Source organism: Saccharothrix sp. DSM 118769 (assembly GCF_052936295.1).
This window is the reverse complement of record NZ_CP193627.1, coordinates 6,263,509-6,288,184: the sequence shown is the minus strand read 5'-3', so window position 1 is coordinate 6,288,184 and position 24,676 is coordinate 6,263,509. Positions and strand designations below refer to the sequence as shown.

Sequence of the window (24,676 nt, the reverse complement as noted above, 5' to 3'; positions counted from 1 at the left end):
TGGATATGATTCGTGTTCAAGTCGAGTGCGTATGTAGATCGGGCTGATCCGTGAGAAGCTCTCCCAACACCGCGTCGTGTTCTTGGTACACGATGCGTCCGGAAAGGGCGATGGCATCTCGGAGTCCGGGATCGAGCCAGTCGGCAGGCTCACCGAACGGCACGGCAGACGGCTCCGCCCCGGCGTGCCGGACGACGTCCGCAGACATGGCAACCAGCGTGGCTCCGTACGTCGTCGCGACCTGGCCGGCGATGCGCAGGCCAGGGCCGTCCAGGTCTCCCGCGTAGCGCAAGGCAACGCCCTGGTCGACGGCGAGTTGGAGCAAAGCGTGGTCGACACTGCCGAGGTGGCCGCTGGTGCATGCGAAGGCGAGCGGGCTTCGGTGGCGCATCGCGGCTTCGAGGACGGAAGGGTTCTCCACAACGGTGAGCACCTGGGGAGCCAGCGTGGGTGGGTGCACGGTCAGGTCCAGCAGCGTGACCGCTACCGGTGTGGTCGCGTCGCGCAGGCGGCGGTCCACCGGGCCGTCGCCGACCACTCGCACTTGGTGCAACAGGACCGTGGCGGACAACCGGTCGGCGAGGATGCCTACCTCGGTCAGCAGAGCCCGGATCAAATCGGGACGTGTCGGTTCGGGCTTGCCGGTCCACTCCGCGACCGCGCTCACGAGCCGCGCGCCGGCGAGACGATCGAGGTCGAAGAAGTGGGGATCACCCGCATTGTCGTGGGACAACTTGGCCAGGCTGATCGGTGGATCGCACGGCAGTGCGGAGACGATCTTCGCCAGCGCGTCGGTGAAGCGCCGGACCGACGCTTCGTCGTCGGTTCCCGCGGCGCGCATCCGCGCGACCAGACCAGGCAGGGTGGGCAGCTTCGCCTCGACTTCGGCCCAGAGGTCACGTCGTTGGGCGAGGGCTTCCCGTCGCAGGGCCGCCGAGTCGATCACCGGACGCCCCACGGCCAACTCAACCAGGGGGAGCAACTGGTCGGTCCCTACTCCGAGGGCGGTCAGCACTTGGCGCAACGGCACCACTGCCGCGCCGTCCCGGACTTCCACGGCCGATTTGTCGCGTCGACGGCGCGTGGTGGTGTCCAGCCACGCCCTGAGCAGCGCTATCCCGTTGGTCGACAGGCCGTCCACGCGAATCCCTGCGATGGCCTCCGGTCGAGCACCCGTGCACAGCCTCCTGTGCACGGCCTCCCACAGCGGAGCCAGGTCCTGGTCGCGTGCCAGGTCGTCCAGCCGTGCTGGCATCAGTCGTCGCTCCTGCCGAGGGCCAAGTCGAGGGTCAGCACTTCCGGCTCGCCCTGTCCCTCCCACAGCCACGGCACGGTGACGCGGCGCTTGCCCGCGGTGACGACCTGGTGGACCACGACCCGACCCGTTTCCTTCTTGATCATGGGAGTGATGAACGGTGCGGTCGCCAGCACGTCGAACTCCCAGGATCGGAGGAGGGCAAGCACCTGCCGGAGGTTCGGTTCGTCGAACGCGGCGTCGATCTCGTCGATCGACACCCACCGCGGTCCCCGGTAGTCCGCTCCGGAGTACATCGACCACGCCGCCGCGAGGAGGGGCAGCATGGTCGCCAACCGCCGCTCGCCGGTGGACAGGGTTTCCAGCGGGTTGGAACGCGCAGTCACCTCGCGGAACTTCCCCTGGTCCTGGTCGCTGAAGGAGGAGTGAGTGACGAAGATCTTCCAGTCGTGCCACGAGCGGTAGTCGAAGGTGTGCGCGACGCGGTCCTTCCACGACTCGCCCGCCTTCTCGTTCATCCGTTGGCGCAGCACGGTGTACATGTCCTCGAAAATCTCATCCGACTGCGGCTGCGAGATCAACTCGACCATGCGCCGGGCGTCCTCGTCCTCCCGGACGATCCAGTCGACCTGCACGCCGACCTTGGCCACACCGGTGCGCACCTCGGCAAGAGTGCCGCGGATGTGGCGAACCAACTCCTGGGCCGCCTGCCTGCGGACCAGGATGTCGCGCCGGAGTTGCGTGAACAGGCCCGTCTTCAAGGTGCGCTTCACGTCATCTCGCAGGTCCTCCTCCAACTGCGTTGCCGTCGCTTCCAGCTTCTCGACGGCAGCGTGGAGGTCTTCACCCCGGTTCGCTCCGGGGTCGGCCACCACGGCACGACGCCACTCGGTGCCCTCGACGGTTTCGAGCACGACTTGGCGGTCGAACCGCGCCAAAGCGCTGCTGGTCGTGCGGACGCTCGCCTCCAGTTGGGAGAGCGCCTGGGCGCGTGCCTGGCGAAGTGCCTCCAACCGGTCGGTTCCTCCCGTGCGGTCGGCCAGCAGCCGTCGTGCCCAGGTGAGAGCGGCGGTGAGGTGCGCGGGCTTGCCCGAGTCGTCCCTGAGGTCGTCCGGTACGGAGGCGAAGCGTTCCTCGACGAGCCGACCGAGTTGTCGCACGCACCCATCACGTCGTCTCTCGGCGGCCTCGCGTTGGGGCGCGATGCCATTGAGCGTGGCCTGTGCTGCGGCTGCGGCTTCTCCGGCCTTCTGACCGCGCTTGAGCACCCCGGAGTGCTCCTCCTTCGCGCCGGTCAGCTCGGTGACGACCTGTTCCCTGGCGGACCGCAGTTGCTCGTACTCGGCACCGTGCAGTTCCCGCGCCTCGGCGACGGCGGAGGCTTCACGGATCGCGGTGAGCCTGGCCTCCTCCACCTCAGCCCGCGACCTGGCGGCGATGTCGGCGCGTTGACGAGCCACGTCGGCCGAGGCGCGTGCTTGACGGGACAGGTCAGCGGCGCGCTTGGCGGCCTGTCCCCACAGCTCCACCTGGTGCCCCAGGCGGGTGACGATGGTGCCGTGCTCCCGGAGAAGCGTTCGTTCAGTGGGCAGCAACGTCCCGTCAGGCAGCGTGGCCGCGTGATTCAGCCGACGCAGGGCTTCCCGCACCGCCTCGCCGGCTTCCCGGTGGCGTTCCGCGGCTGGGATGACCAGCGCGGTCGCGCGACGCAACTCCTCCTCGTGGCGGTCCTCATCTGTGTGTGCACGCCGGACATCTTCCAAGTCGGGGAACGACGCGCGTTCGCCATCTGCCTCCCGCTGTGCTTCGGTCGCCTCGCTCAGTGCTGTGGCCGTCTCGGCTGCTGTCGTTCGACGTACCTCCGCTACCCGTGCCGCCTCGTCGGATTTGGAACGTGCCCGGACGGCGACCTCCTCGGCATGACGGAGCTGCTGCTCGGCACTGGCGACGCGGGAGACCCGCTTCGTCGCTGCCGCGTCCAGCAGGGCGAGCACCCGGTCCCGCTCCCGCTCCGCCTGGGTCGTGCGCTCCGCTGCCCGGTGCCGTGCCTGGTCCGCTTCGGCACGGAGCCGCTCCGCTTCCCGGCGCGCGTTCAAGAGTGCGGTCGGTTCGGGGAACGCGTCGCGTTCCGCCCTCGCCGCGAGGACGTCCGCCTCCCGCTTCGACACCTCCTCCTCGGCCGCGCCGACCACCGCCACGGCGCGGGCCAGTTCTGCTTCCAGGTCGGCGACCAGCCTCAGGCGCCTGCGCTCGCGGGTCGTGCGGCCGATGAACTCCGCGCGGTACCCCTCAGGTGCGGCTGCGGTCAGGGCCCCTGCGGCGATGATGCCGTGCTCGACCACCTGAGGAGCCGGTATCGACCGGAGCAGCGCGGTGACCCGGTCCGGGGGAACGCCGGGGGAGGGTTCAAGGCGCAACAGATCGGCCAGCGTGCGTCCCGGCGCCGGTACGTCGGAGGTGAGGACCAGGTCGCCGACCAGTGCCGAACCGTCCTGCGTCACGAGCGCGTCCAGCAGGCCGGAGACCAGGAGTGCACCCTCCAGCCGGTCCGCCTCGTCGGGTGACAAACCCTCGGCGAAGTCCACCAGGGCCCACAGCGGTACGCCCTGGTCCGGTCGGCGACCACGCCACGGGGGCGCCGTCGGAACCGGAGCCGCCCTCCGAGCATCGGCGAGTGCGCCCTCGACCTCGTCAACCGCGCCCCGAGCGCTCGTGACTGCCCGCCGAGCGGCGTCGACGAGGAGCTCCAGCTCTGTCTTCACCTGCGCGTGCGCTTGCACCACCGCGATCCGGACGGTGGCCGGGTCGATGTCCACGGCGGGTTCGGGGAGGGGGACGGTGGTCAGGAACCGCGCGGCATGGTGCCACCGGTGGATCTCCTCCACCCAACTCGTCGCGGCCCGCCCGGCGGCTGCGTCGGCTTCGCGAGCGGCTTGCTCGGCGATGTCCAGCTGGTGTCGTGCGGCGACCGTCTCCCGTGCGCACCTCTCGGCCGCCGAGTCGCGTCGGCGCCCGTCCTCCGCCTCCTCGGCCTGGTTCTCCTCGTGCACCGCCAAGAGCGCCGCGGTCGTCTCCCCGACTGCCTCCTCGGCGCTCCGCTGCTCCTCGCGCGCGGCGCCGAGCGACTGCTCGGCCTGATCCCGCAGAGCCGCGGCGGTGTCGGCGGCGCGGTGACGTCCCGCCACGTCGATCCGGCTGCGGACGAGGCTCTCAGCCGACGAGAGCCAGGCTTCAATGCGGTCCGGTGCCAGGCGCTCGCCAACCGAATCGCGCGTTTCGACTAGGTCGACGGGCACGTCGCCGAAGTGCGTGCCCCGTGCCTCCCAGGCGGCGACCTCCTCGACCAGTCGTGCCTCGGCCGCTTGGCGTGCCAGGGTCGAGTCCTCCGCGCGGTGCCGGGCCTCGGTCTCGTCCTGTTCGAGCCGGCGCAGCTCCTGGGCGACCGAGCGCTCGTCGCGTTGGGCGTCCGCGTGCGCCTGCAGCGCTCCGTCGACGCGGGCGACCTGCTCGGTGCGCGCGGCCACCCACGCCAGTGGGGTGGCGCACGTCTGCTGGAACTCGACCGCCGACGGCTCGTGCTCGCCGGCCGACGTCAGCAGGTCAGCGACCTCGAAGAGCCTGTCGAGTGCGGCGCCGGCTCCCACCTCGCGGGATGCGGAGCGCAGTTCGTCGGACAGCTCTGCGAGGTGGACCGCCCCTTCCACGGCGCTCGACGCGGCCTCGACGGACTGCTCGGCTGCGCTCCGGGCGTCGTGCTCGGCTTCGTCGGCTCGGCCTTCAGCTCGAACGGCCTCCTGCGTCAGTTCCGCCGCCCGGCGTTCCATGTGCGGGAGTTCGGCTCCGGCGTGACCGCGCAGCGCGGTGTCCGTCGCATCCCGTCGACCTTCGAGCTTGGAGATGTGGGCGTTCAGGTCCTTGAGCCGCTCCGCGGCCTCGTCCTGCTCCCGTCGGGCCGCGTCGAGCTTCGCGGTGGCATCCCGGGTCCGGCGCGTCTGGGCGTCGAAGTCCGTGTTGGCCGCCGCGAGCTGCGCCGCCTCCACCGCGACCAGCGCCGAGACATACCGTTGGTACCGCCTGTCGGTGGCAGTCAGCTGCTTGGCCTCGTCGCGCATGTCGACCAGTTGCGTCTCCAGTTCGGAGATGCGTTCCATGGCTTCGCCGATGACGGTCAGGCGGTCGGGGTCCAAGGCGGGCAAGGCCTCGGTGAGGACGGCGCGCATCTGAGCCGGCGGGATGGCTTCCGCGGTGCGCAGGCTCCGCAGGCTGCGCAGGACGCCAACGAGCGCTTCGAACTGGACTTCGTCCAGCGGGGCGAACAGGCGGGTGCGCACCGCGTGGCGGTAACCGGGTTCGTCACCGACCGCCGCGAGGTGCCCCGAAGCCTTCGACCTCAGCGGGGCGGCCGACGTGAACAACTCGCCACCGGCCATGGCCAGTTGAGCAGCCAGGTCCTCGATGCGGACGGGGTTCCCCTCCCGTTCCAGCACGAGTTGCGGGCCGACCCGAGCAGGCGCGATGAAGAAGGCCCGTTGAAGGTTTCCACCGACCGAACGCAGCCATAGCCCGGTGGTCAGGTAAGTCGTCTCCGAACTGTCCGCGTCCCGCATCCCGTATTCGAGCCACCAGGCGCCCGTGCGGTCCTCACGTTCATTGCGGTCGGTGTGCCTGCTGGTCAGCGTGCCCGCCGCCTTGCCCGACACGGACAGGGCGGTCTGCGAGGTGTCGGCGTCCAGGAGGAGCGTGACCAGCATGGACGCCGTCAAAGACTTGCCGGACCCGTTCGGGCCGGTCAGGGTCATCCAACCGTCCGCGAACACCAAGACCTCGTTGGACCAGGCCCAGGAGTTGACCACACCGGCACGGGACGGTTGCCAACGGCCGTCGACGCCCGGCACACCGACGGAAGGCAGATCGCGCACAGCCCCCAACCGCGTCGCCGGGTGCTCCGTAGTGCTCATCGCTCGCTGTGCTCCTCGGTGTTCGACGTGTTGGTGCGCCGGACCACGACCCGCCAGAAGTGGACACCGGGTGTCGGCTGCCAGGTGTCCTGCCGCACCGGTACGAGCAACCCGACGGCGACGAGTTCCGCAGCCGCCGCCCTCGCCAGCACGCGCAGGCGGTGGTCGTAGGCGGCTGCCCAGCGCGGCAAGGTCGTCCTCACCCGCTCGAACAACTCGACCACCTCGGAGATGTGCAGCTCGCGTTGCGGTTCGGCACGCCGGTTCACCGCCTCCAGCAGGGCGAGCGCCGCCTGCCGCTCGTTCCGCCGCCCGTTGGGGAAGTTGATCGACGTGCCGATGCCGGTGGCATCGGTGACCTCCCACCAGTCGCGCCGAGCGGTCGTGGTGAACCCCAGGGCCGCGGTGACCTCGAGAGCCCGGTCGCGGCCGGCGGGTGTGTGCAGGTACGGCATCGCGGCCCGGTCGTCGAGCGGGTCGGTGGCGGGATCGTCGACCAGGCGGCGGATGGCCAGCAGTCGCCGGTCGTCGACGGTCGGTTCGTCCACGGGGGCGGAGTCGTCGACCAGTACGCTCGACGACAGGGCATCGGCGTGCCGGGCCACCGGCAGTCCCTCCAAGCCGAGGAGGGCGGGAGACAGCGCCGAGAACTTCTGCGCCAATCTCTCCCGCGAGGCGGTGACCACCAGATCGCTCTCGTCCTCGCCGATTACGCGGTCGAGGTCCGCGTCCACGGAGATCGCCCCCTCGTTCTCCAGGAGTTTGAGGGCGTCGACGAGGTTGATCCGGCTGGTCCGCGCCTCCTTCTTCCCCGTGCCGTCGGAGGCGACGATCTTGAAGTGGGGCAGCTGCCTGGTCGGCGCCTCGGCGGCGCACACCTGGGCGATGGCCTGCATCAACTCGCGCAGGCTCATCCGCGGCCTGCGCCACAGCTGTTCGCACACGAGCGCGACCAGTACAAGCACGTCCTTCGAAGCCAGGTGCGCATCACGGCCGTCACGGCGTAACCACGGTCCCCGGTCGGTCGGCACGTCGGTGCGACGTTTGTGGAGGCGGACCAGTTCAGCGGACTCGACGACCTCCAGAGTCCAGCCGAGCTCCGTGCGGAAGAATTCGGTCAGGTCGCGGCGCCCCTGCACGGCGGCCCGGTACAGCTCCACATCGCGCTCGGCCAGGATGCGACCGGTGGCGATCAGTTTGCGCGCGGGCTCCCGGAGTTCGGGAGTCAGGGCACGGGCGCTGCTCATGCCGCACCGCCCTTGCGTTCGGTGTCGGGATCGGTCTCGACGTCGGCGGACGGGATGACGCGCACGCGAACATCGGGGGCGGTCAGCACCCCGTTGGAGAGTCGGACGCGGACCACCCTCCCCGGGACCCCGATCCTCACCATAACCTGCAGGTTCGCGCTGTCCGCATAGGCTCGTCCGAGGCCGGTGACGGGGTCCAACCGGGTCAGCGCGACCTCGATGGTGCGCATCAGGACCGTGGCCGCGTCGGCGGTGAGCCCGGCGAAGTGGTCCAGCCCGACCTCGCCACCGGTCTCCAACAAGGCGATCAGCCGTTGCCGGTGCACGGCTTGCTCTGCGGCGTCCTTCAGTGCGGCCTCGCGCTCCTTGCTCGTGTCCGCCACCTTGCGCGGTCGTCCGCTGGGGGGTCCGTGGCGCTCGTGCTCCCGCAGTGTCACCTCGACGTGGTGTCTGGTGCGGCTACCCACCGCCAACGTCCCGTGCGCCACGTCCTCCTCGGTCGCCCGAGCCACGGCGTGCCACGCGGGCCAGTCCCCGAACGCGGCGGCGTACACACGCCGGGCCTCGACGTCCGTCGGCTGCCCGTGGAGACTCCGCGCCAGGATCCGGAAGTCGTGCCCGAGGTCGGATCCCCTCCGGCGGGCCGTGTAGCGGCGGTCGATCGCCACGAGCAGCGTGTGCACGGCTCCCGTCGCCGAGGCGATCAACCGGTGCACTGTGCCGTCGGGGTGGAACCACGCCTCCAGGTCGGCGAGCCGCCGCACCCTGTCCTCCACCCAGCTCTGCTGATCGGCCGCATCGATCAAACCGGCGTGGCCGACCGCAGCCTCCACCAAGGCGTGATGGCCCGCCGCTCGCAAATCCTTCAAAGCCGCTTCCACTCGCTGCAGCGCTCGTTCGTATTCGCGAGGGAACTGCCGCAACGCCTCGACGACCCGGTCCCGGTTCTCGCCGAAGACATCGTCGTCGGTGACGTCGGACTGCACCATCTGGGCGAGTGCCGCGTAGAAGTCGGCGGTCACCTTCTGCAGTTCGTCGACCCGTGTCCGCACGTCGTCCAAGTCCACCGGGAGCAAACCCGGGTCGCTATCCGCGTGTGCCAACAATCCGCGGATCGTGCTCTCAACCCCGTCGAGGAGCCTGCTGGGCAGTTGCAGTGCTCTCCGTGCGTCGACGATTGCGAGTCGCACTGCGGCGACGATCCCCCTGCCCTTGCGGGTGAGTGCCCACGATTCCTGTCGGACGACCATCCCTTGAAAACTGCGGACCGGCGCCGCGTAGTCCCGGAAGGGCTCGGCGAATCCCCATTTGGCGAGTTGGTCGAGCGCCGAACGCAACTCACCCTCGGGTAGGGGATCGTGGTAGCCGACCTCCTTGGCCTGATCGGCGATTTCGGTCAGAGTGGACATGGGGCCGCGAGTGGACAACTCCTCCAGCGCGGCCAGCAGGGCGGTATACCGCTCCCGCACCAGGTCGTCAGGCATGGCGAACGCCGTCCAGTCGCTCGCCTCGACCTCCTGCCACCACCGCCGCGGCTCCCGCACTGCTCCCCCTCCGGCTGCTTCACCACATCATTTCCGCAAAAATGCGGCCATATGGGCGTTGTTCGACTCGCTCGCCGTTGAGGGCGACCTGGTCACCGTAGCCCAGGCGGGCGGCATCATGCACGTGTCAAATTTGTGCTCTGCTGGTCAGTTTATTTCCAAAAGGTTGTGCTCGTCATGCTGTGATTCAGCGCCTTCTGTGGTCGGCGGTCGATCAGTTCGCCGATTTCCACATGCGATATGAGTTCGACGGTGGTGGGTTCACCGCTCAAGTCGATGGGGAGCAGTTCGTGGGTCGTGCGCTTGAGGTTGATCACGAGTTCGGTGGCCGAACCGCTCGTAGAGTGTCTGCCACGGCCCGAACCGCTCCGGCACCTCCCGCCAGGGCACGCCCACCGGGTACTTGTAGGCGATGCCCTCGATCGCCTGACGGTGATCACGCCACCGCTCACCCCGACGCGGCGAATGATCCGGCAACAACGGCTCCAGCACCGCCCACGCCGCATCCGGCATCAATTGCTTGCCCATGACCGGAACTCTGCCGGACCTCAACATCAAGATCCGTCAGACACGCCCTAGCTGGCGCGAGGCTGCCTTGCTGTCTCCGCCGGGAGCGGTGCGGAACCCGGCGGACGTCAGGTTGCACCCTTCTCCGGAGAGGGCGATGGCCGGATCATCCGGGCCCGGATCGAGAGCTGCCTGCTTCGACGCGGCGTCTCGCCACCGGGCGCACTTAACTGTAGTCGCTTGTAGGTGTGGGCTCCATGGCTTCTTCCGCCACGACATGCGGCTGCGTTCCCCGAGCCTGTAGAGCAAATCCATCACTGAGTCCTTTCCGATCTGATGGCGTGGGCGGTGACCGTGGTGCAGCATTGCGAAGCTCCTGGTAGATGACTTCTCGACCATGAGCAAGGCCATCGCCAGGAGCTTCGAGTGCTTGTCCGCCTATCAGCGATCGACCTGTCCAGTTCACACCTTCAGTTCCTGGCCCGGGAACTGACCACGCACCGGCGCCGGATCGGCAGCAGGTGGCGCAGGCTGGTTCCCGGACGCCAAGCCCTGCTGGTGCTGGCGCATCTGCGTCGCGGCGACACCTACAGCCGCCTTGCCGCGGGGGCGGCGTCGGCCTGGCCACTGTCTGCCGCTACATCCACGAAGCTGTCCAACTCCTGGCGGCACTGGCACCGGACCTGGCCGACGCGCTGAAAGTCGCCACACGCAAGGCATACGTCATCCCCGACGGCACCCTGCTGCCCATCGACCGCATCGCCGCCGACCGGCCGTACTACTCGGGAAACAGAAACGCCACGGCATGAACGTCCAAGTCCTCGCCGACCCGGCCGGGCGACTGCTCTGGACCTCGCCCACACTGCCAGGCGCGGCCCACGATCTGACCTCGGCCCGCGCCCACGGCATCGTGGACGCCTTGGCCGGAGCGGCCATCCCATGCTGGGCGGACAAGGCCTGCCGGGGAACCGGCAGTCCAATCCGCGTGCCCTATCGCGGCAAGTGGCACAACCTCTCGCCCGGTCAGCAGGCTGTCAACCGCTCACATGCCCGCATCTGCGCCCTCGGCGAACGATCCGTCTCGATCCTGAAGGCCTGGCGGCTGCTGCGCAGACTCCGCTGCTTCACGACCCGCACCACCGACCTGACCAGAGCCGTCCTCACGCTTCACCTCGACGCTGGATGAGGTTGGAAAGGGCTCACTGATAGCGGATCCCCCGGCAGCGGTCACGTGGAATCGCTAACGCTTGGGGATGGCGATTCGAAATACGGCTGAGCGGCCGCCGCGGCCGCCATCGTTGATCATGTATGGGTAGGGCATGGAGGAAACGCTGATTGGGGTAGTGGGTTGGTTGGTCGCCGCCCTGTCTGGATTGGCGACCGTTGTGGTGACCATGGTCGCCGTCGTGCAGCAACGTCGGGTGCAGCGTGGCGTCTTGCGCCTTACGGTCGGCGTGACCTGCATGATCCTGGGGCTCTTCGCGGTGGCGATGGCGGCGGTGCCGCTGTACACCCAGGACCTATCGCCGCTCGCGGGAACCGGCGTGAAGTTCGCAGCACTGGCTGCTGCCGGGGTGGTGCTCAGCATCATCGGTGCGACGGTCGTCCTGCTTGCCCCCAGCATCGACCGGCACGACATGCAGGAGGTGCTCGCGGCGGTCGAACTCCGGATCGAGCAGAGCGAGCGGCGTGATCGCATCGATCGTCGGCACCAGGTCGACCTCGGCGTGCGGCGCATGGACGAGCCTGTAGGACGGCCGCCGAGAAGCCTGTCCGTCTCGACGCTTGTCGCTGGCGGAGTGACGTTCCTGTGCGGCGGTCGCGGGTCGGGCAAGACGGCGGTGCTCCGCCGGTTCGCCCTTGACTGGTGCCGGCGGTCCTTCCACCGGCGCAAGCCGCGGGACCTCGTGGTGTATGTCGAGGTGCGCGCGTTGGAGAGCATCACCGTGGGCGCGATCCGGCGGCATCTTACTGAAGGATTCGACGACGCCGTGGTGGGGGAGAAGCTCGGGAAGTACCTCGACGACAGGACCGGCCGCCACCGGTGGCTGTTCGCGTTCGACATCGGCGACGATCTGACCCTCGACCAGGCAGCAAAGTACGCGGCGGCGGTCGGAGAGTTCCTGCGCACCAGGCACCGGGACCGGGCCGTGATCGCGATGCGCACGCCACCGCCGAACGCTGACGTCGTCCTCGCGGTCGGCGAGCTGACGGCGCTGTCAAGCTTGCGACTATTGCAGCGCCATGGCATCACGATATCGACGCATGCGGCCCTGCTCGACCGGCTGCACACCGATCCGGAGTTCGTCGAGCTGCGGCGGGAAGTGGCCTTGTTCAGCGGCCTCGCGTCGTACTGGGCGACGGCGCCATTCCGGGGCGAATCCCGGAAGGAGGTGATTGACGGCTTCCTTGCGTCCCGGTTTGATCTGGCAGGGTACCTCGGCGAAGACCTTGCCGCGAGAGTGGCGCACGCGGAAGAGGCGGCGTTTCGTCTGATCGTCGATCCGAACGCAGCTGTCGGTGCCAATAGCGTAGCGGCCGTCGTCGTGGCTGACCTCGGTCGATTCGAGGGAACGACATTCCGTTTCCGGAGCCCACTTACCCAGGCTCACCTGGCCGCCCGCTACGTCCTGCGGCAGAACCCGGAGATCGACGTTGACGCGCTCCTGGACGATGCTGATGGGCGTGCGATGTTGGTGGCCGCGTTGCGAAGCCCCGATGGAGCCGTGCGGGACGAGCTCATCACGCGGCTCGCGCGCCGAGTTCAAGACCACCAGCTCGACACTGCCAGAGCAGACGGACTGGTACCAGGTGAGGTTGTCCCCTTGAACCGGACGCCTTGATCCCAGACAGCGTTCTGGGGGAAGGATGTCCTCCGTGTCAGGTAAGTCGAAGTACCCCGAGCAGTTCCGCAGGGACGCCGTCGAGCTGGCCCGTTCGTCGGACCGGCCGTTGCGGCAGGTCGCCCGTGAGCTGGGCGTGAACCACGAGACGCTGCGCAACTGGGTCCGCACCGCCGAACAGGCCCAGGTCGCTGCGCCGGTGGGCGGTGTGTCGGCCGATGAGCGCCAGGAGCTGCGGGAACTGCGCAAGCGGGTGGCCGAGTTGGAGTTGGAGAAGGACATCCTGCGTAAGGCGGCCGCGTATTTTGCACGGGAGATGGGTCGTTGACCCGCAGCTACCGGTTCATCTCCGAACATCGCGCCGTCTTCGGCGTCACCCGGCTGTGCAGGGTCCTGGGCGTGCGACGCCCCGGGTTCTACGAGTGGCTCGCCGCCGCCCCGACCAGGGCGGAGCGGGCGAAGGCGGACGAGGAGTTGGCCGCCGAGATCGCCGAGGTGCACGCGGGTCACCGGGGCGCCTACGGGCGTCCGCGGATCGTCGTCGCGCTGCGCCGCCGAGGCCGTCGGGTGAACCACAAGCGGGTCGGGCGGGTCATGCGCGAGCGCGGGGTCGTCGGTCTCACCCGCCGACGCCGCAGGTCGCTGACCAGGCCTGATGCAGTCGCGGCGCCGGTACCGGACCTGATCGGCCGCGACTTCACCGCCCCGGCCCCGGGCAGGCGGCTGGTCGGGGACATAACCTACCTGCCCACGCGGGAGGGGTGGCTCTACCTGGCCACGGTGATAGACCTGCACAACCGCGAGGTCGTCGGGCACGCGATGGCCGACCACATGCGCGCCGAGCTGGTCCGCGACGCCCTCGACCTCGCCGTCCGACGCGGCCTGACCGGCGACGGCGCGGCCTTTCACGCCGACCGCGGCTCGCAATACACCTCCGGACTGTTCCGCTCCGCCCTCGCCGGTCACGGCATCCGGCCATCGGTGGGGCGGACCGGGTCGTGCTTCGACAACGCGGTCGCGGAATCGTTCTTCGCCACCCTCAAGACCGAGATCGGCACAACGGTGTGGGACACCCGCGACGACGCCCGCAGGGACGTGTTCGCCTACCTGGGCTACTACAACCACGACCGTCTACATTCGACACTCGGCTACCGCACCCCGCACGAAGCCCGCATCGGCTATCGTCAAGGTCTCACTCTCGTGGCATGAAATCCGGTGTCCGGTCATCGGGGACAACCTCAAGGTGACTTCCGCTGGCCATTGTCACAACTCTTCGCTCTGACCGTGCTCCGTGACAGCCTAACCGGGAGACCGCTCGTGCTGCCTCTTGCAGCGCAGCCGGCCGTAGACGCCACCATCCGTCGGGCGATCCTCGCCGGCGGCGCGTCGGCCCGCTACTCCGGGATTCGGATGCTGCCGCTGGCGTCTCCAGACTGTCGTACTGAGCTGCTGTGGTACGTCGTCGCCTTACCTGCGAATCTCCGCAGGCTTGCGGTCAAGCAGGCAGGTGCCTACGGCGATTTCCTAGCAGGTTTCAGCGGTCCGGAGCGATTGCGTCTAATGGTTCACGTGGCGAGGTCGGGACTCCTCACTTCGCTGGTTGACGCGACCCGCGCTGGAGGGGACGGCACTAGCCGGATGATCACAGCACTGGGTGAGGTGGCGAGGTGGACCGCGATCGGGATGCTCGTGTTCTTCGGGATCGCCCAGGTCCGCGCTGGCCGCCCCGACTTACTCAGCGTCGCTGGCCTGGTTGTGGCGGTAGCACACCTGGTGCTGAGCGCTCGACCGGGAAGGTTCGTTCCTGCACGAGCGGCGGAAGTGGTCGGCAAAGTGCTTTTCTGGCTCGTGGTGGGGCTCGGCGGGTTGCTGACGATCGGGACGGTCACGCAGTTCGCGCAGGACATTTGGGTCGGGGAGTGGGTTGCTTTTATGCGCCCACTGCTGTTCTGCGTCATCACCTGGCCCGCGGCGATGTTCATGGTGTTGGCTACCGAAGGCGGTTCGGCGGTGAAACCGCTGCCGCAGGGCACGGCGTTGCGGCTCCTGTTCGACGACCCATCAGCACACCGAGTTTTGGAACGTTGGCGTTCTATACGGCCCCAACTGACCTGGCGACGTGGACTCGCTGCGGCTGGCGTCGCGTCATTGGCCGCGCTCACGGCGTTCAACCTGCCGCTCGACGACGCGCTGGAACGGCAGGTGGACCCATGGCAGTGGGTGGCAGTCGTCGTCGGGGCCATTGCAGTTCTGCCTGGGCAGTCTCGTGGTAAATCGGTGGCCTGGAAGGCGCTTGAACGCCGGACGGGTGGTCCTCTTGATGCTGAGGCGCTGCTGACCGTCATGGACACGGCGTTCCGCCGTCGCAAGTGGTCGGTTAATCGATTCCTGTTGACCGCGTCCGCCGCTGAACCGGGTCGGCTGCGAGCCGCCTTACCACTGCTGAGTGACTTGGAACGTCTGCTGACGTTTATCGGTGAAACGATGCCGGACCAGACATCTACGGTGATCAAAGACGGCATGTGGCAACTGGCACCATCTTTTCAGATGGCTCGATTTCATGACTGGGCGGTCGCGTTCGATCAAGAACGGCCGGGCTTCTTGGTGAAGATGGCTGGTTCCTTGCGGCAACGCAACTTATTGGGGCAGGCAGTGCGCAACGCTGAGTCCGGATGAGCAATCAACGAATGACAGTGTCGAGGTCGTCGAGCTGCTGTTGGATGCGTTCGGCATCGGCGGTCCGGCCCTGCTCTTGATAGAGCATCAGGGCTTGCTGCCATGCTCGCCGAGCCTCGTTGTGTTGACCTAATGCGGCGTGAGGATGGCCAAGTCGGTCGAGGATATCGGAGACGTGCGCGCTGAAGCTATTAGCTACGAGAAGTGCAATGGAGCCCTTGTAGTGCTCGATGGCCTCGTGATGACGACCCGTGCTGTGTGCTATGTATCCCAAGCTGTCCAATGTCGATGCCTCGCCGGTAGCACTTCCGTGCTGTCGGTGCATAGCGAGAGCGGCCAGACAGTTGGCGCGCGCGGTGTCGAAGTCTTTCAAGCGGGCGGCGAACCAACCAAGGTCATTAAGGGCATTCGCTTCCCTTGTAGGCAGGTTGACTGTGCGATACAACCCAAGCGCGAGTCGGCAGTGTTCCAGCGCTCGACGACCGTTGCCTTGCATTGCCCACACCCAAGCGAGGACACGCTGGCTATGAGCTTCCTCAGCTCGATCACCTCGCTGTCGAGCGATGGAGAGGGACTCGTTCAAATGTCGGATGGCTTCATTGTGTCCTCCTACCTGTGCGTTGGCGAAGCCGAGTCCTCTATGGGTCAGTATGTGAGCATCGATGCTGGACGAGAGTTCGGCGGCCTTCAAGGCTGCTTTCCACGAAGCGAGATCGTCTAGTATGTGTCCTCGCCGAGAATGGAGCCCGATTAGCGTGCAAGCGAACTGAATCACAATGTCATTCCACTGATAAGTAAAGGCGGTGCGCTGGGAAGCCAAAACGCAAGCATGCTCAGCGTCCATCCAGGCTATCGCGGTGGAGTGGTCGGTCATCGGGTAATGTTGGACATCGGAAGCGGGAGGATTTGGCTGAATTGTCGTACCGTTGGGCTCTAGGATTCGGCTTGCAGTATATGCGGTGTGGAGATAGAAGTCGACGATCCGTCGCAGTGCTACAAGCTGATCCGTTTGGGGCAGGCTGTTGGCGCGTGTAGTGGCATAGCTGCGTACCAGATCGTGCATTGAGTAACGGTCGCCGGGAAGATGAGCAACCAGCGAGACATCGGTCAGGGCGCGTAGCATTATACGAGTTTCCCGTGAGGGTTGTCCGGCGAGAGAGGCGACAGCAGGCAGCGAGGCGTCGAGGCCGGGGGCGATGCCAAGCAACTCGAACAGAGCGCGTTGTTGTTTAGTGAGGTAGCGCAACGACCAAGACAGAACGGTAGGCAGACTGGCGTGCGAGTCGCCAGAGTCGAGGGCATCCAGGCCGAGTTCACGTAGTTCGGCAGCGAGGTCGTACAGCAGATGAGGATCGGTGCGGATTCGGGCGGCGATCAGCCCGAGCGCGAGGGGAAACCTGCCACACAGGCCGATCAGTTCGGTGATCGCGCGTTCGGTCTCGGAGGTGGTGGGGGTGTTATCGAGGGCGGTGGTGAGCAGGGTGTGGGCCTCGGCGTCGGTGAGGGTGTCGAGGTGAACAGGGCGTGCTCCATGGCGCGCGATGAGGCCGTGGAGTTGGTCGCGGCTGGTGATCAAGACGGTGCAGGTGGTGCCGCCGGGCAACAGCGGCAGGACTTGATCGGCGTGGGCGGCGTTGTCGAGCAGGATGAGTAGGCGTCTGCCGTTGGTGTGGGTGCGGTAAAGCCCGATTCGGGCTTCCAGGTCGTTGGGCTGGTTATCGCGGTCGATGCCGAGGGCGTCGAGAAAGTCGCCCAGCACGTCGATCGGCGCACGAGGCTGGCCAGGGCTGAAGCCACGCAGGTCGGTGGAGAGTTGCCCGTCAGGGAAGCGGTGCAGGTTGTCGTGGGCCCAGGTTTGGGCGAGCCAGGTCTTGCCGATGCCGCCGGTGCCGCCGATGGACGAGATCACCGCCGCGTCGCCGGTTCGGAATTCGCCGTTCCCGGTGTGAGGATCGGTGGTGAGAGCGCGGTCGAGCGCGGCGAGCTGGTCGACGCGGCCGACGAACGCCGTCGGTCGGGGACCGAGCTGCCGCGGGGCAGGTATGCGCGGTAAGGGTGGTGACTGGTGTAGGTGCAGGCCGCCGTGAACCGCTCCGATGGAGGTGCTGTTGTCGGTGGCGGTGAGGGCGCCGTGAATCCGTGTGACCGTCTGCGTGCCAGTGGGTGGTGTGGCTTCGGGCTCGTGTGCCGACACGGTGTGCCCGTTCCCCGTGTCGGCTACTGGGGGTTTTCCGAGTCGCCTGCCGGTGGTGCGCCGAGGGCGAAGTGGTCGCCCGTGGCGGCGCCGATCGTGATGCCTGACCCGGCTCCATTTACGCCGCCCACGATGGTCACGGCACGAGGCCCAGGAACACCGGGCAGTTCTGTGTCGTCGGTGTCGGGCACGGGCGAGGCGCGTCCACCTCGCATGAGGGTGGACGACACAGAATCCGTCGGTCGCCGATCGAGCCCGGCTGGGTCGGGTTCGTAGGGGCGATCCAGCACGGTGATCCAAGCAAGGTCGCGGATCCCGCCCACCGTCACTTCGACCGGCCGAAACGTCGCCGCGTCCAACGTGGCGCAGTGCCGCACTACCTCGTCGAACACCACCTGGGACACGATCATCGCTAGCACACCGGGCGCATCTGCCAGGGCGTGCTTCAACGGCGGCGCGTCGACCATCCGGAACGCCGTGGTCAGTGATGTGGAGGTGACGCCGTCTTCGTCGATGGCGACTTCACCCGCATGCACCGCCAGCCGCAGTCGTGCCCTGGAGGCGTCGGGGCTGCTGGTGTTGTGTCCATGCATCGTCCGCGCCAACGCTCCCGACAGCGCCTCAACCAGCGGCGCCCTCGGATGCTCCGGCGGGATCAGCAGGAGCAGGCCGTTGCTGCGGTCTTCGTGGTAGCAGGCGTCCCAAGGCACTCCGGCCGCCGCCAACGCCTCTCCGACCACCGCGTACAGCCCCGCGCGAGTGCCGAACTGGTGAGTCAGCGTCCGGTCGGGGGCGCTGGAACCCTCCACGTCGAAAAGGACCATCGTGCGGTGGACCGCGTGCCGACCTGTACCCGTCATGTCGACCCCCGAGGGCAGAACCGCGTGGTGCGCCGATGAACCCCCGTTCTACCGACCGGTGAGGGTGGATTACGTGCTATTTGGCGCACCAATCGCTCAATCGGCTGCACGAGTCCACCCGACTGGTGGGTATGCCACCACTCCGGTCCGCTGTTCGGCGGTGATCGTTGGTCACCGAACGCGCTCGGTGGACATCGGTGTTCGCGAGATTGCCGATGGCGTTGTGAGTGGCTGCGACGTGGTCTATCTCGCGTGTCGATCGCACCGTCGGTTGTACTCCACCATCCGACCGGCTGGTAGCGCCGTAGCTTCAGCAGCCGTGGGTCAACAACCGGTGTGCTATCCGATGCTTCCACATCCTCCTGGCCGTCGATCGATCGACGGCCAGGAGGATGTGTGTCGCGGGTGGGTGAGCCGACCGGGTGGACTCCAGTTGATGCGGTGGTGCGTCGGTGAACCGCCCCGGGTTCGATAGAGACTCGTTCAGTTGACTGCTCCAGCCGGGGTTGGCTGATGTTGACGGTAGTAGACGGCCTCGACTTCGGCGGGTGCCAGGTGCCCGATGCTGCCGTGCAGCCGCCGGTTGTTGTACCAGTCGACGTATTCCAGGGTGGCGTATTCGACCTGGTCACGGGTGCGCCAGGGGCCCTGTCGGTTGATTAGTTCGGTCTTGTACAGCCCGATGGTCGACTCGGCCAGGGCGTTGTCGTAGGCATCGCCCACCGAGCCGATCGAGGCGTCGATCCCGGCCGCGAGAAGGTGGTCGGTGAACGCGAAAGACGTGTATTGACTGCCCGCGTCCGAGTGGTGGATCAACCCCGCCGTGACCGGGTGACCCGTGTGCCCGCGGGCCCACAACGCCATCTCCAGCGCGTCGAGCACCAGCGCGGTGCGCATGGAGGTGTCGGCCTTCCAGCCCACGATCCGGCGGGAGAACACGTCGACGACGAACGCGACGTAGACGGTTCCCGACCAGGTCGGCACGTAGGTGAAGTCCGCCACCCACAACGCGTCCGGCCGTCCGGCGGTGAAGTCCCGGTCGACGAGGTCGCCGGCGCGGCGCCCGTCCTTCGCCGGGATCGTGGTGCGGCGCGGACGGCCCCGCACCACGCCGGTGATGCCCAGTTCGCGCGTCAATCGCTCCACGGTGCACCGGGCGACCGTGATCCCCTTGTGACGCAACGTGGTCCAGATCTTGCGCGCCCCGTAGACCTCGTAGTTGTCCCGCCACACGGACAGGATCTCCTCGCGCAGTTCCCCGTCGCGGACGGTGCGCGCCGAGGCGGGGCGAGTTCTGGCGGCGTAGTAGGTGGACGGGGCGATCGCCACGCCTGCCCCACGCAGGACACGACAGATCGGCTCGACCCCGAACTCCTGTTTGTGGCGGTCGATGTAGTCGATCACCGTTGCGTGGGGCGGTCGAGCTCCGCCGCGAAGAAAGTCGCCGCCGATCGAAGAATCTCGTTGGCGCGCTTGAGTTCCGCCACCTCACGCTTGAGGCGCTTGAGTTCCGCGGACTCCTCGGTCGTGGTACCGGGACGGGCACCGTGGTCGACCTCGGCCTGCCTGATCCACTTGCGCAGCGTCTCCGGGGTCACCCCGAACTTCGGCGCGATCGAGGACACCGCCGCCCACCACGACGGGTACTCATCCCGATGGTCCTGGACCAGCCGCACCGCCCGCTGACGCACCTCGGCCGAGTGCCGTGACGTTCCTGCCATGACTCCATCCTCCACAAGCAATGGAGTCCCCACCAAAGCCGGGGCGGTTCATCGGTACCGGTTGTGGGATCTGTGGTGGGTGACGGACGGGATGGGTGTGTCGAACTCGTTGGCGGGAACGGCCGTGGCGGGTGTGGTGGTGCAGGCGGGCAGCATCGGACAGGTGGTGCTTCCGACGCCACGGGGTCCGGTACCTCGGCAATTGCCAGCTGGCGTCCGGGACTTCACCGGCCGGGCCGTCGAGCTCGCGGCGGTGGACAGCGCGCTGGGCGGGTCGTCGGATGAGCCGAATGGTCCGTCGGTGGTGGTGTTGGAGGGGATGGGTGGGGTCGGGAAGACGTCGTTGGCGGTGCGGTGGGCGCGAGGTGCCGAGTCGCGGTTTCCCGACGGGACGTTGTTCGCCGATCTGCGGGGTTACGGGCCGAGTGCGCCGTTGGCGCCATCGGCGGTGTTGGCAGGGTTTCTTCAAGGGTTGGGGGTTTCGGCGGAGGCTGTGCCCGCGGCTGAGGAGGCGCAGGTCGGGTTGTATCGGTCGTTGACTGCGTCGCGGCGGGTGTTGGTGGTGTTGGACAACGCTGTGTCGGCGGACCAGGTGAGGCCGTTGCTGCCTGTGGGGTCATGGTGTGTGACGGTGGTGACCGGGCGTGCGGCGTTGACGGGGTTGGCGGTCTCCGACGGTGCGGTACGGCTGCCGGTGGGGGTGCTGCCCGCTCAGGATGCGGTGGCGTTGGTGGAGGGTGTGATCGGTCAGGAGCGTGCTCGGGTGGAGTCGGAGGCGATCGCGTCGTTGGTTTCGTTGTGTGGCGGGTTGCCGTTGGCGTTGCGGGTGGCGGCGTGTCGGGTCGCGGGGCGTAGGCATGGCGGTGTGGCGGGGTTGGTGGCCGAGATCGCCGGGCAGAGGGGCAGGGTGGAGGGGTTGAGCGTGTCGGGGGATGATTCGACTGCGGTGCGGGCGGTGTTCGACGCGTCGTATGCACGGTTGTCACCGGAGCAGGCTCGCCTGTTCCGGTTGCTGGGCCTGCATCCCACAGTCGAACTGAGCGAGGGTGCGGCGGCAGCCTTGTCGGACTGGCCGATGCCGCAGGCCCGTCGGCTGTTGGAGGACTTGGCCGATCTGAATCTGGTGGAGCCGGTCGGGGTGGGGCGGTACCGGCTGCACGACTTGGCGCACGCCTACGCGGCGGGGCGGGCAGATGCCGACGATTCCGGGCCGGAGCGGCGACAGGCTGTGGAACGGGTGATCGGCTGGTACGCGACAGTCGCCGATGTGGCAGACCGGGTCGTGTTTCCCGGCAATTCGCCCTTGGCGCTGCGAGGCAGGGCTCGTGGGGTGCCGGAGTTCGACCGCGCGGCGGCGATGGAGTGGTTGATCTCGGAGTTGCCTACGATGATGTCGGCGGTGCGCATCGCCCACCAGGACCGGTTGTGGGAAGAGACGATCCTGCTGGCTGGCGCGTACCGGTTCGTGACGTTGCGTCCGCAGTCGTGGTGGCCGTTGCGGCTGGAGGCGGAGACGCTGGGATTGTCGGCCGCACAGGCAACTGGCGACGATGCCTCGGAGTTGTCGTTGCTGATCCGCCGCGGCAACACCCATCATGATATGGGACTGTGGGCGCAGGCCGAAGCCGATTTTATGCAGGTGTTGGAGGTCTCGCGCCGGGTGGGCGATACGGTCCGTGAGTTGGATGCGTGGTGTGGCTTGGGCTATCTGCACAGGGCGCACGAACGCTACGGGCAGGCATTGGCCTGCTACACCGAAGCCCTACCGCTGGCGCGCCAGGCGGGGGAAGTGCGCACCGAGGCAGTGGTAGAGGGCAACCTGGGGGCGATCCACACCGCCGCCGGACGGCCACGGGAAGGACTAGTACACGCGGAGCGCGAGCTGGTATTGCGTCGCGCGGCCGATCCCGCGAGCGAGGCACACGCCCTGCAGGCGATGGCGGTCGCCTGGCAGCAATTGGGTGAACATCGCCGTGTGTTGGAGCTGTGCGAGCAGGCATTGCAGTCGTGCCGGGAGGTAGGAGGGATGGAGTACCTGGTCGCGCCACTGTGCGAGACCGCAGCCACCTCTCACGAGTACCTCCGGCAACCAGCGCAAGCCCGGCAGAAGCTGGAGGAGGCGATAGCGGTGCTGACCACTTTGATGGATCCGCAGGCGGAGCAGGTGCTGCTCCGGCTTCGCGCGCTGGAAGCCGGAGCAGCGGATCAGAGCAGCCCGTAACAGGTCGGGCAGTCGGGCCGGGGTGAATCCAACCCGACCGTGTGTTCGCGCAGGGTTATTAGGTTCAGCCCGTATTCCCGGTTGACCGACAGTGCGGGCGCGCCGGTGATCAGGCTGGTGACCGCGTGGGCCGCCAATAATCCGGTCATCCCTGCGGTCACCGCGTTCGCCGCGTGCGGAGGCGTCTGACTGCGGGCCGGTGTCCATGAGGTCAGCGGAGGCAACCTGGCATCACGCTCCAACCGGGCGGTGCGGCCGCAGTCTGCGCACGGCCCGCTTCCTGGCCGGTACAGTCCGATATGGACCTGCGGGCCAAAGTAGCCGCCGTGCACCCACGCCGTCCCGGTCACCAAACATGCCCGGTTGGCCCATGACCGGATCTCACCTGGCGTGTCCGCGGCGAGCAGCAGCACATCGCAATCCGCCGCCAGGGCCTCCAACTGCTGCGAGCCGTTGATCATCAGGTGCTCACCGGTGACCACGACCTCGCCGTTGTGCTGCCGCAGCCGTTCCACCGCAGCATCGACCTTCGACCGCCCCAGATCGTGCTCGGTGTAGAGGACCTGCCGATTGAGGTTGGACCGCTCCACTACGTCCCCGTCCACGCAGTGCACCTTCCCGACACCGGAAGCGACCAACGCCCACGCCGCCTCGGCACCGACACCACCGACCCCGACCACGGTGACCCGCGCCTGGTGCAGCAGCAACTGCGCGTCCCAGGCGCTGCGGCCGGGAGTGCGGTCCATCCACCGCAACAGCATCATTCCCCGGTCGTACCGATCCAACCCCGTGCCGATCACCCGCTCTGGTGGAGGTGCGGCGGCGTCGTAGACGTACCCTGTCGTGACCAGGTCGTCCACCGCCTGCCGCATTTGCTCCTGCGACCGGTCGGGGTAGCGGTGGACCAGGTCGGCGACGACCTGGTCCACCGTGCGCGTGCCGTCGAGGGTGTTGAGCAACGTCCACACCCACCCTTCCGGGTCACTGATCTCCGAGGCGACACCGACCACGTCGCCCCCGATCCTGATCCGGTCCTCGCCGTAGCGGACGGGCCGGTGTTCGAACTTGATTCGTGGACGAAACATCAACACCCTCCTTCTGATCAACCGCCGGACTGAGCGCCGCTGAACGACTCCTGCCACACCACATCCTCGAACTCGATCACCACAGCCACCTCCCTCCCCGCCCAAGGAGCCGGCACCACGCCGCGCACACCCTCCCGGAGTAAGACCCGGCAGTGGAATTGCTCCGCCTGGTACGCATCCGGTAGGTGATGGCCGTAGCCACCCAAGCCGCTCATGACGTCGATCTCCGATTCCGACCTCGCATCCCGTGTGCCGGGACTGGAATCAGCATCGGCGAACGCACGCGACAGATCCCCGGACGGCGTCCGCGACACCGGGACGGACATCGCTACCCCAAATGGGTGGGAATCGTGTCCGCCGTGGTGTCCGCAGTTGTCGGACACCACTCGGTTGAACCCGAAGTGTGAAACCGCCACGCACCGTCGACGGCTCCTGCCCCATCCGGGTGGACCCGCGTTACGGACGAGTGCAGCACCGTCGTATCGGCTGGACGGCGGTGCGAATCTCGACAGACTGCGCTCCCAAGAAGGGGCTACAGCCGGGGGGACGGGTGGAGATCCGGATACTGGGCAACGTCGAGATCCACAACGACCACGACGTCATCACGTTGACCAGGTCGGCGGAGCGGTGTCTGTTGGGCCTGTTGGCCGTCGACGTCGGCCGACCCGTACCCGTCACGACCCTGCTCGACCGAATCTGGAGCGAGGAAGGCCGCAGCGAGCCCAAGGCGGAAACCCTTACTCGCTACGTCACCTACATTCGCGATGCCATGGAAGAAGCGGGTGGTGAGCGGGCGTGGCTACGCCATGAGCCCGGTGCCAACGCCTACCTGCTCGACATTGACCCAGACACGATCGACTACCACCGCTTCCTCCGCGCGGCCCATGTTGCAGGTGCGCGTCGCGATCCCGACCGGCTCCACGAGGCCCTCGGGCTGTGGCGCGGGACTCCGCTGGAGGACGTGCGTCGTCGGTGGGTGGACACCTTCCGCCACCACGCCTACGCACACCGCCGCACCGCCCTGGTCACCTTTTGGGAGCTGCTGCTCGAACGCGACCGACACCAGGAGATCCCACCCCAGCTCGGTTCCCTGGAGACCGACATCGTCCACGACGAACGGCTCCTGCTCCTCGGCGCGGAGGCACTTGCCCGCACCGGACGACACATCGACATCACCATCTGGGCGGACCACATCGTCACCCGCATGCGCGAGCTTAGCGGCGGCACCGGACTTTCGGCCACCACTCAGACCCGACTCCACCACCTTGCCGCCTATCCACCCGGCCCCAGCATACCAACCCTGCACAGCACGTCCCCAGACCCCGACGACGCATCCGACGATCCCGGTACCGCAGGCAAGACCCTTGGGGTCGGTCGCGACCGTGCCGATCAGGCTGGTGATCGCAGCACGACCATCCACGGCGGGGTCAACGGTGCGGCGTGGGGTATCACCATCGGCGCCGCCACAGGCGACCACCTCACCATCCACCCACCACACACCTCACCACCGAGGGAGTCAGGAGACCCTCGGTAGCCGACCCGGATTCCGGGCACACCGCGTCGGC

Annotated in this window: 16 protein-coding genes, 1 pseudogene and 1 other annotated feature; of the genes and pseudogenes, 7 read left to right on the top strand and 10 right to left on the bottom strand. The window is 67.6% G+C overall.

Annotation, left to right across the window (positions count from 1 at the left end; translation table 11 throughout):
• Positions 1–16: 16 nt before the first annotated feature.
• The 5 genes from ACRAKJ_RS26540 to ACRAKJ_RS26520 all read right to left on the bottom strand — a co-directional run bounded on the left by ACRAKJ_RS26540 (position 17) and on the right by ACRAKJ_RS26520 (position 9,532).
• A complete protein-coding gene (locus ACRAKJ_RS26540; protein ID WP_438922721.1) occupies positions 17–1,255 on the bottom strand; it encodes a DUF2399 domain-containing protein in 1,239 nt (412 codons plus the stop codon).
• Entirely contained in the window at positions 1,255–6,213 is a 4,959-nt protein-coding gene (locus tag ACRAKJ_RS26535; RefSeq protein WP_438922722.1) for an SbcC/MukB-like Walker B domain-containing protein, read from the bottom strand. The genes ACRAKJ_RS26540 and ACRAKJ_RS26535 overlap by 1 nt, the downstream gene beginning before the upstream one ends.
• Positions 6,210–7,460, bottom strand: a complete 1,251-nt coding sequence (locus ACRAKJ_RS26530; protein ID WP_438922723.1) for a DUF2398 family protein — start codon at positions 7,458–7,460, stop codon at positions 6,210–6,212. The genes ACRAKJ_RS26535 and ACRAKJ_RS26530 overlap by 4 nt, the downstream gene beginning before the upstream one ends.
• On the bottom strand, positions 7,457–9,004 hold the full coding sequence (locus ACRAKJ_RS26525) for a DUF2397 family protein (RefSeq protein WP_438922724.1): 1,548 nt from the start codon (positions 9,002–9,004) through the stop codon (positions 7,457–7,459). Before ACRAKJ_RS26525 ends, ACRAKJ_RS26530 begins: the two co-directional genes overlap by 4 nt.
• 261 nt (positions 9,005–9,265) lie before the next feature.
• Complete coding sequence (locus tag ACRAKJ_RS26520) at positions 9,266–9,532, bottom strand: transposase (protein WP_438922725.1); 267 nt, start codon at positions 9,530–9,532, stop codon at positions 9,266–9,268.
• Positions 9,533–9,937: 405 nt separating this feature from the next.
• Between ACRAKJ_RS26520 and ACRAKJ_RS26515 the strand changes: the two are divergent.
• The 5 genes and pseudogenes from ACRAKJ_RS26515 (at position 9,938) to ACRAKJ_RS26495 (ending at position 15,030) form a co-directional block, all read left to right on the top strand.
• A pseudogene (locus tag ACRAKJ_RS26515) lies at positions 9,938–10,697 on the top strand (transposase family protein).
• A gap of 133 nt (positions 10,698–10,830) precedes the next feature.
• Positions 10,831–12,354 carry a hypothetical protein gene (locus ACRAKJ_RS26510; RefSeq protein ID WP_438922726.1) on the top strand — a complete coding sequence of 508 codons (1,524 nt, stop codon included), beginning with the start codon at positions 10,831–10,833 and terminating at the stop codon, positions 12,352–12,354.
• A 34-nt stretch (positions 12,355–12,388) separates the two neighbouring features.
• Positions 12,389–12,682 (top strand): transposase, encoded by a 294-nt coding sequence (locus ACRAKJ_RS26505; protein WP_438922727.1) that lies wholly within the window; start codon positions 12,389–12,391, stop codon positions 12,680–12,682.
• The gene (locus ACRAKJ_RS26500; protein ID WP_438922728.1) at positions 12,679–13,563 is read left to right on the top strand and encodes an IS3 family transposase; all 885 of its coding nucleotides are present in this window, start codon (positions 12,679–12,681) and stop codon (positions 13,561–13,563) included. The genes ACRAKJ_RS26505 and ACRAKJ_RS26500 overlap by 4 nt, the downstream gene beginning before the upstream one ends.
• 429 nt (positions 13,564–13,992) lie before the next feature.
• Positions 13,993–15,030, top strand: coding sequence for a hypothetical protein (locus ACRAKJ_RS26495; RefSeq protein ID WP_447008705.1), 1,038 nt, complete (start codon positions 13,993–13,995; stop codon positions 15,028–15,030).
• A 4-nt stretch (positions 15,031–15,034) separates the two neighbouring features.
• Here ACRAKJ_RS26495 and ACRAKJ_RS26490 read toward each other — a convergent pair whose 3' ends face one another.
• The 3 genes from ACRAKJ_RS26490 to ACRAKJ_RS26480 form a co-directional block, all read right to left on the bottom strand.
• Positions 15,035–17,224, bottom strand: a complete 2,190-nt coding sequence (locus tag ACRAKJ_RS26490; RefSeq protein WP_438926962.1) for a tetratricopeptide repeat protein — start codon at positions 17,222–17,224, stop codon at positions 15,035–15,037.
• 23 nt (positions 17,225–17,247) lie between these two features.
• A complete protein-coding gene (locus tag ACRAKJ_RS26485; protein WP_438926963.1) occupies positions 17,248–18,048 on the bottom strand; it encodes a hypothetical protein in 801 nt (266 codons plus the stop codon).
• A 519-nt stretch (positions 18,049–18,567) separates the two neighbouring features.
• Positions 18,568–19,805, bottom strand: a protein-coding gene (locus ACRAKJ_RS26480) for an IS3 family transposase (RefSeq protein ID WP_438927070.1) whose coding sequence is annotated in 2 segments (ribosomal slippage) — positions 18,568–19,526 and positions 19,526–19,805 — 1,239 coding nt in all. Because the reading frame shifts where the segments join, the coding sequence is not laid out codon by codon here.
• Positions 19,399–19,530: a sequence feature (AL1L pseudoknot), on the bottom strand. Its footprint overlaps the gene before it by 132 nt.
• A 79-nt stretch (positions 19,806–19,884) precedes the next feature.
• On the opposite strand from ACRAKJ_RS26480, the gene ACRAKJ_RS26475 reads away from it, so the two are divergent.
• Positions 19,885–22,026 carry an ATP-binding protein gene (locus ACRAKJ_RS26475; protein ID WP_447008704.1) on the top strand — a complete coding sequence of 714 codons (2,142 nt, stop codon included), beginning with the start codon at positions 19,885–19,887 and terminating at the stop codon, positions 22,024–22,026.
• Here ACRAKJ_RS26475 and ACRAKJ_RS26470 read toward each other — a convergent pair.
• A complete protein-coding gene (locus ACRAKJ_RS26470; protein ID WP_438923503.1) occupies positions 22,011–23,111 on the bottom strand; it encodes a ThiF family adenylyltransferase in 1,101 nt (366 codons plus the stop codon). The two genes, ACRAKJ_RS26475 and ACRAKJ_RS26470, sit on opposite strands and share 16 nt — an antisense overlap.
• A gap of 17 nt (positions 23,112–23,128) precedes the next feature.
• Positions 23,129–23,437, bottom strand: a complete 309-nt coding sequence (locus tag ACRAKJ_RS26465) for a hypothetical protein (RefSeq protein WP_438923502.1) — start codon at positions 23,435–23,437, stop codon at positions 23,129–23,131.
• Positions 23,438–23,661: 224 nt separating this feature from the next.
• Between ACRAKJ_RS26465 and ACRAKJ_RS26460 the strand changes: the two genes are divergently transcribed.
• The gene (locus ACRAKJ_RS26460; protein ID WP_438923501.1) at positions 23,662–24,645 is read left to right on the top strand and encodes a BTAD domain-containing putative transcriptional regulator; all 984 of its coding nucleotides are present in this window, start codon (positions 23,662–23,664) and stop codon (positions 24,643–24,645) included.
• The last annotated feature ends 31 nt before the right edge of the window (positions 24,646–24,676 follow it).